Origin of the sequence: Streptomyces sp. NPDC047081 (assembly GCF_040643775.1) — a bacterium.
Taxonomy (GTDB): domain Bacteria; phylum Actinomycetota; class Actinomycetes; order Streptomycetales; family Streptomycetaceae; genus Streptomyces.
This window is the reverse complement of sequence record NZ_JBEYUY010000001.1, coordinates 197,048-210,735: the sequence shown is the minus strand read 5'-3', so window position 1 is coordinate 210,735 and position 13,688 is coordinate 197,048. Positions and strand designations below refer to the sequence as shown.

Sequence of the window (13,688 nt, the reverse complement as noted above, 5' to 3'; positions counted from 1 at the left end):
CAACGTCGAGAAGAACAGGGACTGATCACCATGCGCACTCGTAGAAGCGCCCTCACCCTCATAGCCGGAGCCGCCTCCCTCGCCCTCACGCTGTCCGCCTGCGGTCAGAGCAGTGAGGGCGGCAGCAAGGAGAGCTCGGGAAGTGCCAAGGGCGGCACCATCGGTATCGCGATGCCCACCAAGTCCTCCGAGCGCTGGATCGCCGACGGCAAGAACGTCGTCAAGGACCTTGAGGCCAAGGGCTACAAGACCAAGCTGGTCTACGGCGAGGACGACCCCGACCAGCAGGTCTCGCAGATCGAGAACCTGATCACGCAGGGCGTCAAGGGCCTGATCGTCGCCGCCATCGACAACAAGTCGCTCAACAACGTGCTGCAGCAGGCCGCGGACGCCAAGATCCCGGTGATCGCCTACGACCGCCTCATCCTCGGCACGAAGAACGTGGACTACTACGCGTCCTTCGACAACACCAAGGTCGGTGAGCTGCAGGCCAGTTACATCGTCGACAAGCTGGGCCTGAAGAGCGGCAAGGGCCCCTTCAACATCGAGCTGTTCGCCGGCTCCAACGACGACAACAACACCAAGTACTTCTTCAACGGCGCGATGAGCGTGCTCCAGCCGTACATCGACAGCAAGAAGCTCGTCGTCAAGTCCGGCCAGACCAAGCTCACCCAGGTCACCACGCTGCGCTGGGACGGCGCCACCGCCCAGAAGCGCATGGAGGACATCCTGACCTCCACGTACAGCAGCGCGAAGGTGGACGCGGTCCTCTCGCCGTACGACGGCATCTCGATCGGCATCCTCGCCGCCCTGAAGTCGGACGGCTACGGCTCCTCCAGCAAGCCGCTGCCGGTCATCACCGGCCAGGACGCCGAGCTCGCCTCGGTGAAGTCGATCATCGCGGGCCAGCAGACGCAGACCGTCTACAAGGACACCCGCAAGCTCGCGGACGTCGCCGCGAACATGGTCGACGACGTGCTCAACGGCAAGAAGCCGGAGACCAACGACACCAAGACCTACGACAACGGCACCAAGGTCGTCCCGGCCTACCTGCTGCAGCCGGTGAGCGTCGACAAGAGCAACTACAAGGAGGCGCTGGTCGACACCGGCTACTACACGGCCGCCGAGCTCAACTAGTCGTCCTTGCCGGTGAGAAGACCGGCCATTCCTACGGTTTGAAAGGGCACACCATGGCGGGACCCGTCCTGGAAATGCGCTCGATCGTCAAGACCTTTCCCGGCGTCAAAGCGCTGTCGGACGTCACGCTGACCGTCCGTCAGGGCGAGGTCCATGCCATCTGCGGTGAGAACGGCGCCGGAAAGTCCACCCTGATGAAGGTGCTCTCCGGCGTCCATCCGCACGGCAGTTACGAGGGCGAGATCCTCTTCGAGGGAGAGGTCTGCTCGTTCAAGGACATCCGGGCGAGCGAGCACCACGGCATCGTGATCATCCATCAGGAACTGGCCCTGGTGCCGTTCCTGTCGATCGCGGAGAACATCTTCCTCGGCAACGAACACGCCTCCGGCGGGTTCATCAACTGGAACGAGACGCTCAAGCACGCCACCGAACTGCTGCGCCGGGTGGGTCTGTCCGACCACCCGGAGACCCGGATCGCCGACATCGGCGTGGGCAAGCAACAGCTGGTGGAGATCGCCAAGGCGCTCTCGAAGAAGGTGAAGCTGCTCATCCTCGACGAGCCGACCGCGGCTCTCAACGACGAGGACAGCGGCAAACTCCTGGACCTGATCCTGGAGTTGAAGAAGCAGGGCATCACCTCGATCATCATCTCCCACAAGCTCAACGAGATCCGGCGGGTCGCCGACTCGGTGACGATCCTGCGTGACGGCCGGTCCATCGAGACCCTGGACGTCAAGGCGCCGGAGACCACCGAGGACCGGATCATCTCCGGCATGGTCGGCCGCGACCTCGACCACCGCTTCCCCGACCGCACCCCGTACGAGGGCGAGGCGGACGCGGCACCCGCCCTGGAGATCCGCAACTGGACCGTGCACCACCCGATCGACCAGCAGCGCAAGGTGGTCGACGATGTGTCGATCAACGTGCGGCGCGGGGAGATCGTCGGTATCGCGGGCCTGATGGGCGCAGGGCGCACCGAGCTCGCGATGAGCGTGTTCGGGCGCACCTACGGCCGGCACGCGGGCGGCCAGGTCTTCAAGGACGGCAGGGAGATCCGCACGAAGACCGTCGCCGAGGCGGTCGAGCACGGCATCGCGTACGTCACCGAGGACCGCAAGCACTACGGCCTCAACCTCATCGACAACATCAACCGGAACATCTCGCTGACCGCCCTGGGCAAGGTCGCGAGGCGCGGTGTGGTCGACGAGCACGAGGAGCGGAAGGTCGCCGAGCGCTTCCGCAAGTCGATGAACATCAAGGCGCCGACCGTCTTCGAGACGGTGGGCCGGCTGTCCGGCGGCAACCAGCAGAAGGTCGTCCTCAGCAAGTGGATCTTCGCGGGTCCCGAGGTGCTGATCCTGGACGAGCCGACGCGCGGTATCGACGTCGGCGCCAAGTACGAGATCTACACGGTCATCGACCAGCTGGCCGCCGAGGGCAAGGCGGTCGTCTTCATCTCCTCCGAGCTGCCCGAACTGCTCGGCATGTGCGACCGCATCTACACCATGGCCGCCGGACGGCTCACGGGCGAGGTCCCGCGCGCGGAGGCCACGCAGGAAGTGCTGATGCGCCAGATGACGAAGGACAAAGAGGTAACCCGATGAGCACCGAAGTGACGGACAAGGTCCCGGCCTCGGCGCCGCCCGGCAAGAGCGGGGGGACGACCGCCGACGGCAGCCTGCTGCAGCTGATCCTGGGCGGGCTGCGCCGCAACATGCGGCAGTACGGCATGCTGATCGCGCTCGGCCTGATCGTGGTCCTGTTCCAGGTGTGGACCGGCGGCGACCTGCTGCTGCCGCGCAACGTCTCCAACCTGGTGCTGCAGAACAGCTACATCCTGATCCTCGCGATCGGCATGATGCTGGTGATCATCGCGGGTCACATCGACCTGTCGGTCGGCTCGCTGACGGCGTTCGTGGGCGCGTTCGCCGCCGTGCTGACGGTCCAGCACAGCGTGGCCTGGCCGGTCGCGCTGGTGCTCTGCCTGCTGGTGGGCGCGGTCGCGGGCTCACTACAGGGCTTCCTGATCGCCTATCTCGGCATACCGTCCTTCATCGTCACCCTCGCCGGCATGCTGCTCTTCCGCGGTCTGACGGAGATCTTCCTGCAGGGCCAGACCCTCGGCCCGTTCCCGGACGGTCTGCAGAAGCTCGGCAACGGCTTCCTGCCCGAGGTCGGCCCGAACACCAACTACCACAACCTGACGCTCCTCCTGGGCATCGTGCTCCTCGCCTTCGTGGTGTACCAGGAGGTCCGCGACCGCAAGCGCGAGCAGGAGTTCTCCCTCGACGTGCTGCCCAGGAACGCCTTCCTGCTCAAGCTCGTCGCCATCGCCGCCGCGATCATCGCGGTCACCATGATCCTCGCCAGCTACCAGGGCGCGCCGATCATCCTGATCGTCCTCGGTGTGCTGGTGGTCGGGTACGGCTACGTCATGCGCAACGCCGTCTTCGGCCGCCACATCTACGCGATCGGCGGCAACCTGCCGGCGGCCAAGCTGTCCGGCGTCAAGGACAAGAAGGTCACCTTCCTTGTCTTCCTGAACATGGGCGTGCTCGCGGCCCTGGCGGGTCTGGTGGTCGCCGCCCGTCTGAACGCGGCCTCGCCGAAGGCGGGCCTGAACTTCGAACTCGAGGCCATCGCCTCGTCGTTCATCGGTGGCGCGTCCATGAGCGGCGGTGTGGGTACCGTCCTGGGCGCGATCATCGGTGGTCTGGTCCTCGGCGTGCTGAACAACGGTATGAACCTCCTCAGCGTCGGCACCGACTGGCAACAGGTCATCAAGGGCCTCGCCCTGCTGGCCGCGGTCGGGTTCGATGTGTGGAACAAGCGCAAGTCCGGTTCGTAAGTCCAGCTCGGGCCCCGTCCGCACGGCGGGGCCCCACCCCTTTACGGGAGCCGCACATGGAACTGAACAGACGCACAGTCATCGCGGGCGCCGCGGCAGCGGGTATCGCCGCCACCACCCTCGGCACGGGTACGGCCGAGGCTGCCTCGGGAGGCAGGAAGCCGGTGAAGGAGCTCTTCGGCAAGCTCGCGGACGGCACGAAGGTCTACCGCTGGTCGCTGGAGAACGGCGGCACGCGGCTCAAGGTCCTCAACTGGGGCGGTGTGGTCCAGGGCCTGGAGATCCCGGACCGGCGCGGCCACTACGCCAACGTCTCCCTGGGCTTCGACAACATCGAGGACTACGTCGCCAAGACCCCGTACTTCGGCGCCCTGATCGGCCGGTACGGCAACCGCATCGCCAAGGGCCAGTTCACCCTGGACGGCAAGACCTACCAGCTGTCCGTGAACGACGGCGTGAACAGCCTGCACGGCGGTACGCAGGGCTTCGACAAGCACATCTGGGACGTGGAGCCGTTCACCAAGGGCTCCGACGTCGGTCTGGTACTGCACTACACCAGCATCGACGGCGAGATGGGCTACCCGGGCACGCTCAAGGCGAAGGTGACGTACACCCTCACCAAGCACGGCGACTGGCGCATCGACTACGAGGCCGCCACCGACAAGGCCACCGTGGTCAACCTCACCAGCCACGTGTACTGGAACCTCGCCGGCGAGGGCAGCGGCACGATCGAGGACCACGAGCTCTCGATCGCCGCCGGCCGCTACACGCCCACCGACACGGGCCTCATCCCGACCGGTGAACTGGCGAAGGTCTCCGGCACCCCGTTCGACTTCCGCAAGACCAAGACGATCGGCCGCGACATCCGCGACGGCCACGTCCAGCAGGTGCAGGCCAAGGGCTACGACCACAACTGGGTGCTCGACAAGGGCATCACGGCCAAGCCCGAGCATGTCGCGACCCTGCGCGACCCGCGCTCCGGCCGCACCCTGAAGATCGCCACCGACCAGCCGGGCCTGCAGTTCTACTCCGGCAACTTCCTCGACGGCACCCTCACCGGCACCGGCGGCAAGACCTACCGCCAGGGTGATGCCCTGTGCCTGGAGACACAGCACTTCCCGGACTCGCCGAACCACGCGAACTTCCCGTCGACAGTGCTGCGACCTGGGCAGACGTACCGGACCACCACGGTCCACACGTTCTCCGCGTAGGCGGACACCCCGCCGGGTTCACAGGAGCTTCACAATTTCCCGTCGAACCCACAGCGGTTGAACAGCGCCTCACAGGCATCCGTATGTAAGGGCGGCCCGTGCTCCCCCGCGCGGGCCACCCAGACACGACGGGCCCGGAAGTCCCCGGCCGGGCCCGCCCCATACGGAGGTTCCATGGCCGACAACGTCACCTCGCTGTTCCGCAGCACCGCGGCTCACAGCCCGTCGATGGCGGCGTTGACCCGGGAAGGCGGCGACGGGGCCGGCCCGATCGACTTCTGTATCCCCTGCAATCCCTACTTCCCCACCCCGGCCATGATGGACACCATGTCGGCGCGACTGCGGGACATCGTCACGTACTACCCGAGCAGCGCCGACACCATCACCGCCGAACTGTGCACCCTGCTCCAACTCCCGCCGCAGGCCGTGGCGATGGGCAACGGCTCGACCGAGCTCATCACCTGGATCGACCATCTGATGGTCCGCGAGTCCCTCGCCATCCCCGTCCCCACCTTCGGCCGCTGGACCGACCAGCCCATGGAGACCGGCAAGCGGGTCGACATGTTCCCGCTCCAGGAGTCCAGCGGCTTCGCCCTCGACCTCGCGCAGTACGCCGAGTTCATCCGCGCCCGCGGCACCAAGGTCGCCGTGATCTGCAACCCGAACAACCCCGACGGCGGCTTCCTCCACAAGCACGCGCTCGTGCAGTTCATGGACGCGATGGCCGACCTCGACCTCGTGATCATCGACGAGTCGTTCCTGGAGTTCGCCGACGCCGAGCAGGAGCCGAGCGTCGTCCAGGAGGCGATGATCCGGCCCAACGTCATCGTGCTGCGCAGCCTCGGCAAGAACTTCGGCCTGCACGGCATACGTTTCGGCTACATGGTCGCCAACCCCGCGCTCGCCGGCCGGGTCCGTTCCATGCTCCCCAAGTGGAACCTCAACGCCTTCGCCGAGTACGTGGTGTTCATGCTCAAGGAGCACGGGCCCGAGTACGCGCAGAGCCTGCTCCAGGTGCGCCGGGACCGCCTCGACATGGCCAGCCAGCTCTCCGCGCTGCCGGGGCTGACCGTGTACCCCTCGCAGGGCAACTTCCTCTTCGTACGCCTCCCCGTGGGCGCCGAAGGCACCGTGGTCCGGGACCGGCTGCTCACCGAGCACCGCATCCTGGTCCGTGAGTGCGGCAACAAGATCGGTTCGTCCAGCCGCTTCCTGAGACTCGTGGTGCGCCCCCAGACGGACGTGCGTCGCCTGGTGTCCGGCATGGAACAGGTGCTCTACGGGACCAGGAGGGGAGCCGCCGTGCCCGAGCTGGGCGCCGGGACCAGCTACAGCTCGGGTACGGCGGCCGTGGACCGGATCGTGGGCGAGACGAACGGGGCGGGGATTCAGATGCCTGTGCAGATGCCTGTGCCTGCGGCGCCTGAGCCGGTTCCCATGCAGCCGCCGATGCCTGCGGCGCCTATGCCTATGCCGACCCCCATGCCGACGCCCATGCCCGCGCCTATGCCTGCGGCGCCCATGCCGGCTGCTATGCAGGCGCCTATGCCTATGCCCATGCCTGCGCCTGAGCCGGTTATGCCTGCTGGGCCTACGCCGCCTGGGGTTCCGGCTCGTGGGGGGCTTACGGCGGCGCAGGTTCGGGGGACTACCGGGCCGGGGTTGGCTCCGGCTCCCGCTACCGGGTGGCCCAATGCGCAGAGTTGGCCCAGTGCGGCGGGGGCGTAGTCGGTTGGGTGCGGGTGTGTGGGGGCTGGTCGCGCAGTTCCCCGCGCCCCTAACGGGGCGCTACTCGCACGGCGTTGATCAGCCATCCGCCTAGTGGCAGTGCAGAACAATCCCGCATCTCGAAGCCCGTTTCCTCCAACAGCCGTCGGTAGTGGTTCTCGTCCCGTTCGCGGCCGCCTACGTTGCACAGCATGTGGACGTCCCAGGCGACCGCGGGGGAAGGTGTGCCCTCTCGGGTCGGCAACAGGCGTTCCACTACCAGGAGTTGGGCTCCCAGGCGCATTGCCTCCGCGCAGTTGCGGAGGATCGTCAAGCAGCGGTCGTCGTCCCAGTCGTGCAGTACCCGGGACAGCAGGTAGACGTCTCCTCCCGGCGGGACCGCCTCCGTGAAGTCGCCCGGCATGAAGGTGCAACGGGACGTCAGGTCCGCCAAGTTGGAACGTGCCGCCTCCAACGCCCCCGGCTGCTCCAGGAGTACGCCCTTCACGTGGGCGTGGGCCCGGAGAACTCGGCCCAGCAGCTCGCCGTTTCCGCCGCCCACGTCGATCACCTGGTGGACGTCGGTGAAGTCCAGCAAGTGCGGTACCGGGGCGAACATCTCGGTGCTGGCGGCCATCGCGCGGTGGAAGAGGTCGCCGAGTTCGGGGTGTTCGGCCAGGTAGGTGAAGTGGTGTCGGCCATAGCGGTGCGCGAAGGCCTCCTCGCCGGTGCGGACCGCGTGGGTGAGGCCGGCGAAGGAGTCGTAGAACAGGCCGCCGTAGAGGAGGGCCAGGGGGTGGAGGGAGAAGTCCGTTCCCGTGCGCAGGGGTTGGCCCGCCGCGGTGAGGTGGTAGGTGCCGTCCGCCGAGGTCACCAGGCCGAGGGTGGAGAGGTAGCGCAGGAGGCGGCGTAGGGCGTCGGGGTGGGTGTCCGTGAGCTTGGCGAGGGTGTCCGCGCCGGCGCCCGGGGTGTCGGCCAGATGGTCTGCGATGTGGAGTTCGGCCATCGTGGCGACCGCCTGCGTGGCCCACGCGCCGGTCATGACGCCGAGGAGGGAGACCGCCGGGTCGGGCAGGGGCGCGTGGCGGCCGGGCAGGCGGAGTTCGAAGCGCTGGTGGGTGCGGGTGCGGAAGTAGAGGACCGTCACGTTCTCGTGGGCGTTGTGGCCACCGCCGTCCGGGACCGCGCCGCCGCGTTCCTGGAGCAGGGTGCGCAGGCCGGCCGGGACCACCGGGCCAGGTGAGGTCAGGGCGAAGGCGTGATGTGATTCGTGGCCCGCGGCGCGTTCGTCGGCGGCGACCGCCTCCAACGGGGAGTCGGGCGGGACGGGGAGCGCGAAGACCTCGACGCTGCGGCCCTCCACGGCGACATGGACGATGCCTACCGGGCTCTCGCCGACCACCGCGCCGTAGCGGCGGGCCAGGCGGCCGCGTACGACCACGCTCGGGGTCAACTCGCCCGGTTCCAGGCCGCGTTGGCGCAGTTCCTCGCGCAGGCCGTCGAGCGTGGCGGGGAAGACGAGGACCGCGGTGTGGTCGAAGACGAGGTGGCGGGAGACGTCGGCCCGTTCCTCGGCGGTGAGGTCGGGGAGCAGTTCGGCCAGGACCTGGTCCGTGTCGTGGGCACGGACATAGTCGGCCGCGCGCCGGATCCGTTGCAGGTCGGCTTCGGCCAGCGGGCATGCCTGTACGACGGGGTGGTTCATGAAGGTTCCCGGTGGATGGTGGGACGGATGCGGGGGGCTGGGGATCAGATGCCGGTGTAGTTCTCGGCGAAGAAGTCCTGGTGGGTGCGGGAGGTGCGCAGGCTCTCCAGGCGGGCGTACTGGAGGGCGCGGCCGTAGCGGGCCTCGGCGCCGTCGTCGGCGGGCCCGTGCAGCAGGCCGCTCATCCAGTGCGAGAACTCGTGAGCCCGCCACACGCGGGGCAGGGCGTCCGCGGCGTACCGGGCGAGTCCGCTCTCGTCGCCGCGGGTCAGTGCCCGAGTGAGGGCGCGTGCCAGCAACTCGGCCTGGAGTACGGCGAGATTGGCGCCCTTGGCCGCGGAGGGGCTGATGAGCCCGGCCGCGTCGCCGGCCAGCCACAGCCGCCCGGCGCCGGGGCTCTCCAGTACGTCGGAGCGGAGGTCGACGACCGCCTTCTCCAGGACCGGGCCCTGGCGGAGCGTGCCGAACTCGGCCGTGCGCATCCGGGTCGCCAGCTCGGTCCAGATCCGGTCGTCGCTCCACTCGGCGGGGTCGGTGCCGCGCGGGCACTGGAGGTAGTAGCGGGTGATGTTCGCCGTACGCGCCATGTGTCCGGCGAACCCCCGCTCGTGCAGGGCGTATCCGACGGCGGTCATGCTCGGCGGGGCCTCGGCCAGGACCGCCAGCCAGGAGACGCCGTGGTCCCAGCGGGAGGTGCGCGTGCCTCGTGCGGTGAGTGTCCGGCGTGCGACGCCCCGGTGGCCGTCGCACCCGGCGACGTACCGTGCCGTCACGTCGTGGCCGCCGCGCACCCGCACCCGGCCCTCGGAGATCTCCTCGACCTCCTGCCCGAACCGGAGTTCACCGCCGCGCCGCAGGTACTCGGCGACCAGGTCCCGTACGAGGTCCTGCTGCGGGTACACGGTGTGCACCTCGCCGCGCCCCAGCCGCCCGTAGTCGAGGGTGAACTCCCCCCGGTCGCTGCGGAAGAGGCAGGTGGCGTGGGTACGGCCGCGGGCCCGCAGCCCGTTCGCCAGACCGTTCTCGGTGAGTACGCGCACGGAGTGGGCGGCCAGGAAACCGGCCCTGGCCCGCCCTTCCACCGCCTCGCGCGCACGCCGTTCCAGAATGACGCAGTCGACACCCCGGTCCAGCAGGAGATTGCCCAGAACCAGCCCTGCCGGACCGGCCCCGACGATCACCACACCGACGAGTTCCCCCAGGTCGAACCGTTTCCCCATGCCCGCCTCTGACGTTTTGCTTTCGGCCAAGGGGTTTCATATCACCCGGATCTTCACCGCACCTACACAGATCGGGATGATTGGGCCATACGGGTGGTTCTCAGAGCTCGTCGAGCAGGCTGGTCACCGAGCCGTTCTCGAAGATCTCCCGGATCGCGTGGGCGATCAGCGGGGCGACCGAGAGCACCTCGACCTTGTCCAGTCCGGTCGCGGCGGCTGTCGGCAGGGTGTCGGTGAAGACGAACCGGCTGACCCGGGAGTTCTTCAGCCGGTCCACCGCCGGTCCGGACAGGATGCCGTGCGTGGCGGCGACGATGACGTCCTCGGCGCCGTTCGCGTACAGGGCGTCGGCGGCCGCGCAGATCGTGCCCGCGGTGTCGACCATGTCGTCGACCAGCACACACACCCGCCCCTGGACCTCGCCCACCACCTCGTGGACGCTGACCTGGTGGGCGATGTCCTTGTCGCGCTTCTTGTGCACGATCGCCAGCGGCGCCCCGAGCCGGTCGCACCAGCGGTCGGCCACCCGGACCCGGCCGGCGTCCGGTGAGACCACCGTCAGCCGCTGCCGGTCGGTGCCCGCCGCGATGTGGTCGGCGAGCGTGGGCAGCGCGAACAGGTGGTCCACCGGGCCGTCGAAGAAGCCCACGATCTGGTCGGTGTGCAGGTCGATCGTGATGACCCGGTCGGCGCCGGCCGTGGTCAGCAGGTCCGCGACCAGCCGGGCCGAGATCGGCTCGCGGCCCTTGTGCTTCTTGTCCTGGCGCGAGTAGCCGTAGAACGGGGCGACGACGGTCACGCTGCGGGCCGAGGCGCGCTTCAACGCGTCGATCATGATGAGCTGTTCCATGATCCATGTGTTGATGGGCGCCGTGTGGGACTGCACCACGAAGCAGTCCGCGCCGCGCACCGACTGCTCGAAGCGGACGTAGATCTCGCCGTTGGCGAAGTCCCGTGCCTGACTCGGCACCAGGCGGGTGCCGAGTTCCCGGGCGATCCGCGCGGCGAGTTCCGGGTGGGCCCGGCCGGAGAACAGCAGCAGCTCCCGCCGGGCGCCACGGACCACAGCGGTCACCGGCCGAGCGCCGGGTAGTCGGTGTAGCCGCGGTGGTCGCCGCCGTAGTACGTCGACTCGTCGGGGGTGTTGAAGGGGCCCCCGGCCTCGATCCGCGCGGGCAGGTCGGGGTTGGCGAGGAACAGGGCGCCGAGCGAGACGGCGTCGGCCAGGCCCTCGTCCAGGATCTGCCGGGCGCTGTCCACGGAGGCGGGGAAGGAGTCCGGCGTGGCGTGCGGGTTCACCACCAGGTTGCCCCGCCACAGGTCGCGCACGGCCCGGGTCACGGGGCGCGAGACGATCTCGCAGACCTCCAGGGGATGTCGTCCTTGCCGGACGGCAGCCGCAGCGCGAAGCCGAGCCAGTCCGCGCCCTCCTCGATGATCAGGTCGGCTTCGGCGGCGTCGATGACACCGGCCACCTGGACGAGCTTGTTCACAGTGGTCACAAGGACCAACCCCCCTGGTTGTGTTGTGGTGTTACGTGTCCACGGGCCACGGTCCGCCCCCGGCGGACGGCCCCGTCAGCGGCCGTAGACCTCGCTGAACAGGGTCAGCGAGCGGTCCCGGCGTCCGGGGTGGAGCCGGGTCTCGGCCGGGTGGCCGAGCGGGACGAGCAGGGCGATGTGGAGGTCGTCGCGGTCGGGCACTCCGATGGCCTTCTTGACCTCGCGCTCGTCCCAGCCGTTCATCGGGCTGGTGGCCAGGCCGGCCGCCTGGGCGGCGATCATCAGGAACGAGGCCGCGATCATGGCGTCCTTGATCGCGTACTCCCGCTCCAGGCCGCGCTCGCGCAGGTCCTCGTGGAAGAGGCGCGCGTCCTCGGGCGAGGCCGCCGCGAACCGCTCCGACCAGGCGCCGGTGCGCCGTGCGGTCTCCCACACGTCGGTACGGTCCCCCCGCCAGGCGCCGGACTCGGCGACGAACACGAGTGTCACCGGCGCCTCCTGCGGATGCGGCTGGCCGCCCGTGGCCTCGGTCAGCGCCTTGCGGCCGGCCTCCTCGGTGACGGCCACGACGGACCGGGCCTGCAGGTTGAAGCTCGACGGCGCTTCCAGCGCGAGACCGACCAGCTCGTGCAGCAGCGCCGCCGGGACCGGGTCCGGCAGGTAGTGGCGGATGCTGCGGCGGGCGCGGATGATCCTGGACACGGTGGTGTGGTCGGTCGACGACTCCACGGACACGTCCCCTGTCTTTCGACGTCGAACTATCTGACATCGAGAAGCTACGACGTGAACTACGCTTGAGTCAAACAGTTCGTTGTCGAATTAATCTGGTTGAAGCAACGGTGAACAACAGTGAAGGGGAGGTGACCCCATGCGGGATGCCGTCGACGAGTTCCTGGACCAGTGGGCCGCCCAGCGCGGCGACCTCGACCTCGACGCGATGGGCACCATCGGTCGCATCCTGCGGCTCTCACGGCTGGTCAACGGCCACTTGAAGGACTACTTCGCCCAGTACGACATGGAGACCTGGGAGTTCGACGTCCTCGCCACGCTCCGGCGCAGCGGCAGACCGCTGACGGCCAAGGCCCTGGCCTCCAGCGTCATGATCGGCTCGGCCGCGCTCACCAACCGCATCGACCGGCTCGTCGCCCGCGGCCTCGTCACCCGGGAGACGGTGCCCGGCGACCGGCGCAGCCTGCACATCGCGCTCACCGACGTGGGCCGGGAGCTGGTCGACCGGACCGTGGAGGGGCACGTCCAGAACCAGCGGAAGATCCTCGCGGGCCTCCAGGAGGACGACCGCGAGGACCTCGCCCGCATCCTGCGCACGCTGCTGGTCTCGCTCGGCGACACCCGCTGAACGAAGCGTCAGTACGCGACGGGCCAACCGGTGCTCCAGCTCAGCAGGTTGATGCCGAGCTTGGGAGTGCCGTTGTCGTTGCCGTCGTAGTAGTGGTAGACGATCAGATCGCCGTCGGAGTCGTTCATGACGGACTGCCCGCCGGGCCCGATCACGCTGCCGTGCGACTCCAGGACGGGCGTGCCGCCGTTGTTGGTCATCGCGACGCCGCTCTTGTCGTAGTACGGGCCGGTGACGCTGGTGGCGCGGCCGACCTTCACCTTGTACGTGGAGCTGGTGCCCTGGCAGCAGACGTCGTACGAGGCGAAGAGGTAGTAGTAGCCGCCCCGCTTGACGATGTACGGCGCCTCGACCGCCTTGGTCCCGGTGGGGCGGGACGCGATCGAGTACCGGGTGGTGTTGGAGGCGAGCTGCTTCCCGCTGCTCGGGTCGATCTGGATCATCTTGATGCCGGTCCACCAACTCCCGAACGACAGCCACCACTTGCCGTCGTCGTCGACGAAGAGGTTCGGGTCGATGGCGTTGTAGTCGCTGGAGGTGGTGGAGGTGTAGACGACGCCGTAGTCGGTCCAGGAGCCGGGCAGGCCGGTCGGCGAACCGGCAAGCCCGATGGCCGACTTGTTGGAGCCGAAGGTCGAAACCGCGTAGTACATCAGGTACTTGCCGCCGTGGTACGAGATGTCCGGCGCCCAGGCCTCCGTCGCGTACGACGACCACCAGCTCGGCTTGGCCGGGAAGGCGTCGCCGCCGGCGGTGAACGCGGTGCGGTCGGTGGAGGTCTTATAGGCCAGGCCGCCACCCGTGGAGTAGAGCAGGTAGCGGCCGGCCGAGGTGCGGATCATCGTCGGGTCGTGGACGACGACGCTGCCGGTGACCGTGCCCGGGTTGGGGTAGGCCGAGGCCGTGCCGGGGATCAGGGCGAGCAGGACGGCGGCGGGGATCGCGAGAAGTGACGTGCGGTTCACGTTGACGCTCCTCCAGGTGGGGGGATGCCGGATGCG

At 68.6% G+C, this 13,688-nt stretch carries 13 protein-coding genes; 6 read left to right on the top strand and 7 right to left on the bottom strand.

Annotated elements, in window-relative coordinates; all coding sequences use genetic code 11:
* Positions 1 to 30 precede the first annotated feature (30 nt).
* The 5 genes from chvE (at position 31) to ABZ848_RS00940 (ending at position 6,924) form a co-directional block, all read left to right on the top strand.
* Complete coding sequence (gene chvE, locus ABZ848_RS00960) at positions 31 to 1,137, top strand: multiple monosaccharide ABC transporter substrate-binding protein (RefSeq protein WP_360823140.1); 1,107 nt, start codon at positions 31 to 33, stop codon at positions 1,135 to 1,137.
* 53 nt (positions 1,138 to 1,190) lie between these two features.
* The gene (gene mmsA, locus ABZ848_RS00955) at positions 1,191 to 2,741 is read left to right on the top strand and encodes a multiple monosaccharide ABC transporter ATP-binding protein (protein WP_360823137.1); all 1,551 of its coding nucleotides are present in this window, start codon (positions 1,191 to 1,193) and stop codon (positions 2,739 to 2,741) included.
* Positions 2,738 to 3,985, top strand: coding sequence for a multiple monosaccharide ABC transporter permease (mmsB, locus tag ABZ848_RS00950; protein WP_360823134.1), 1,248 nt, complete (start codon positions 2,738 to 2,740; stop codon positions 3,983 to 3,985). The genes mmsA and mmsB overlap by 4 nt, the downstream gene beginning before the upstream one ends.
* A 56-nt stretch (positions 3,986 to 4,041) precedes the next feature.
* Positions 4,042 to 5,196: an aldose epimerase family protein gene (locus ABZ848_RS00945; protein ID WP_360823131.1), complete on the top strand. Its 1,155-nt coding sequence runs from the start codon at positions 4,042 to 4,044 to the stop codon at positions 5,194 to 5,196.
* Positions 5,197 to 5,370: 174 nt separating this feature from the next.
* A complete protein-coding gene (locus tag ABZ848_RS00940) occupies positions 5,371 to 6,924 on the top strand; it encodes a histidinol-phosphate transaminase (protein WP_360823128.1) in 1,554 nt (517 codons plus the stop codon).
* A 49-nt stretch (positions 6,925 to 6,973) separates the two neighbouring features.
* Here ABZ848_RS00940 and ABZ848_RS00935 read toward each other — a convergent pair whose 3' ends face one another.
* The 6 genes from ABZ848_RS00935 to ABZ848_RS00910 all read right to left on the bottom strand — a co-directional run bounded on the left by ABZ848_RS00935 (position 6,974) and on the right by ABZ848_RS00910 (position 12,059).
* Positions 6,974 to 8,608, bottom strand: a complete 1,635-nt coding sequence (locus tag ABZ848_RS00935; RefSeq protein WP_360823125.1) for a methyltransferase — start codon at positions 8,606 to 8,608, stop codon at positions 6,974 to 6,976.
* A 44-nt stretch (positions 8,609 to 8,652) separates the two neighbouring features.
* Positions 8,653 to 9,828 carry a 4-hydroxybenzoate 3-monooxygenase gene (locus ABZ848_RS00930; RefSeq protein ID WP_360823123.1) on the bottom strand — a complete coding sequence of 392 codons (1,176 nt, stop codon included), beginning with the start codon at positions 9,826 to 9,828 and terminating at the stop codon, positions 8,653 to 8,655.
* 100 nt (positions 9,829 to 9,928) lie between these two features.
* Positions 9,929 to 10,903: a ribose-phosphate diphosphokinase gene (locus tag ABZ848_RS00925; protein WP_360823120.1), complete on the bottom strand. Its 975-nt coding sequence runs from the start codon at positions 10,901 to 10,903 to the stop codon at positions 9,929 to 9,931.
* The gene (locus ABZ848_RS00920; protein WP_360823117.1) at positions 10,900 to 11,169 is read right to left on the bottom strand and encodes a hypothetical protein; all 270 of its coding nucleotides are present in this window, start codon (positions 11,167 to 11,169) and stop codon (positions 10,900 to 10,902) included. Before ABZ848_RS00920 ends, ABZ848_RS00925 begins: the two co-directional genes overlap by 4 nt.
* Positions 11,166 to 11,330 (bottom strand): hypothetical protein, encoded by a 165-nt coding sequence (locus ABZ848_RS00915; protein ID WP_360823114.1) that lies wholly within the window; start codon positions 11,328 to 11,330, stop codon positions 11,166 to 11,168. The genes ABZ848_RS00920 and ABZ848_RS00915 overlap by 4 nt, the downstream gene beginning before the upstream one ends.
* 75 nt (positions 11,331 to 11,405) lie before the next feature.
* On the bottom strand, positions 11,406 to 12,059 hold the full coding sequence (locus ABZ848_RS00910) for a nitroreductase family protein (protein ID WP_360823111.1): 654 nt from the start codon (positions 12,057 to 12,059) through the stop codon (positions 11,406 to 11,408).
* Between the two features lie 139 nt (positions 12,060 to 12,198).
* On the opposite strand from ABZ848_RS00910, the gene ABZ848_RS00905 reads away from it, so the two are divergent.
* Positions 12,199 to 12,687, top strand: coding sequence for a MarR family transcriptional regulator (locus ABZ848_RS00905; protein WP_360823108.1), 489 nt, complete (start codon positions 12,199 to 12,201; stop codon positions 12,685 to 12,687).
* An 8-nt stretch (positions 12,688 to 12,695) separates the two neighbouring features.
* Here the strand turns inward: ABZ848_RS00905 and ABZ848_RS00900 are convergent, their stop codons facing one another.
* Complete coding sequence (locus ABZ848_RS00900; RefSeq protein ID WP_360823105.1) at positions 12,696 to 13,652, bottom strand: arabinan endo-1,5-alpha-L-arabinosidase; 957 nt, start codon at positions 13,650 to 13,652, stop codon at positions 12,696 to 12,698.
* Positions 13,653 to 13,688: the final 36 nt, after the last annotated feature.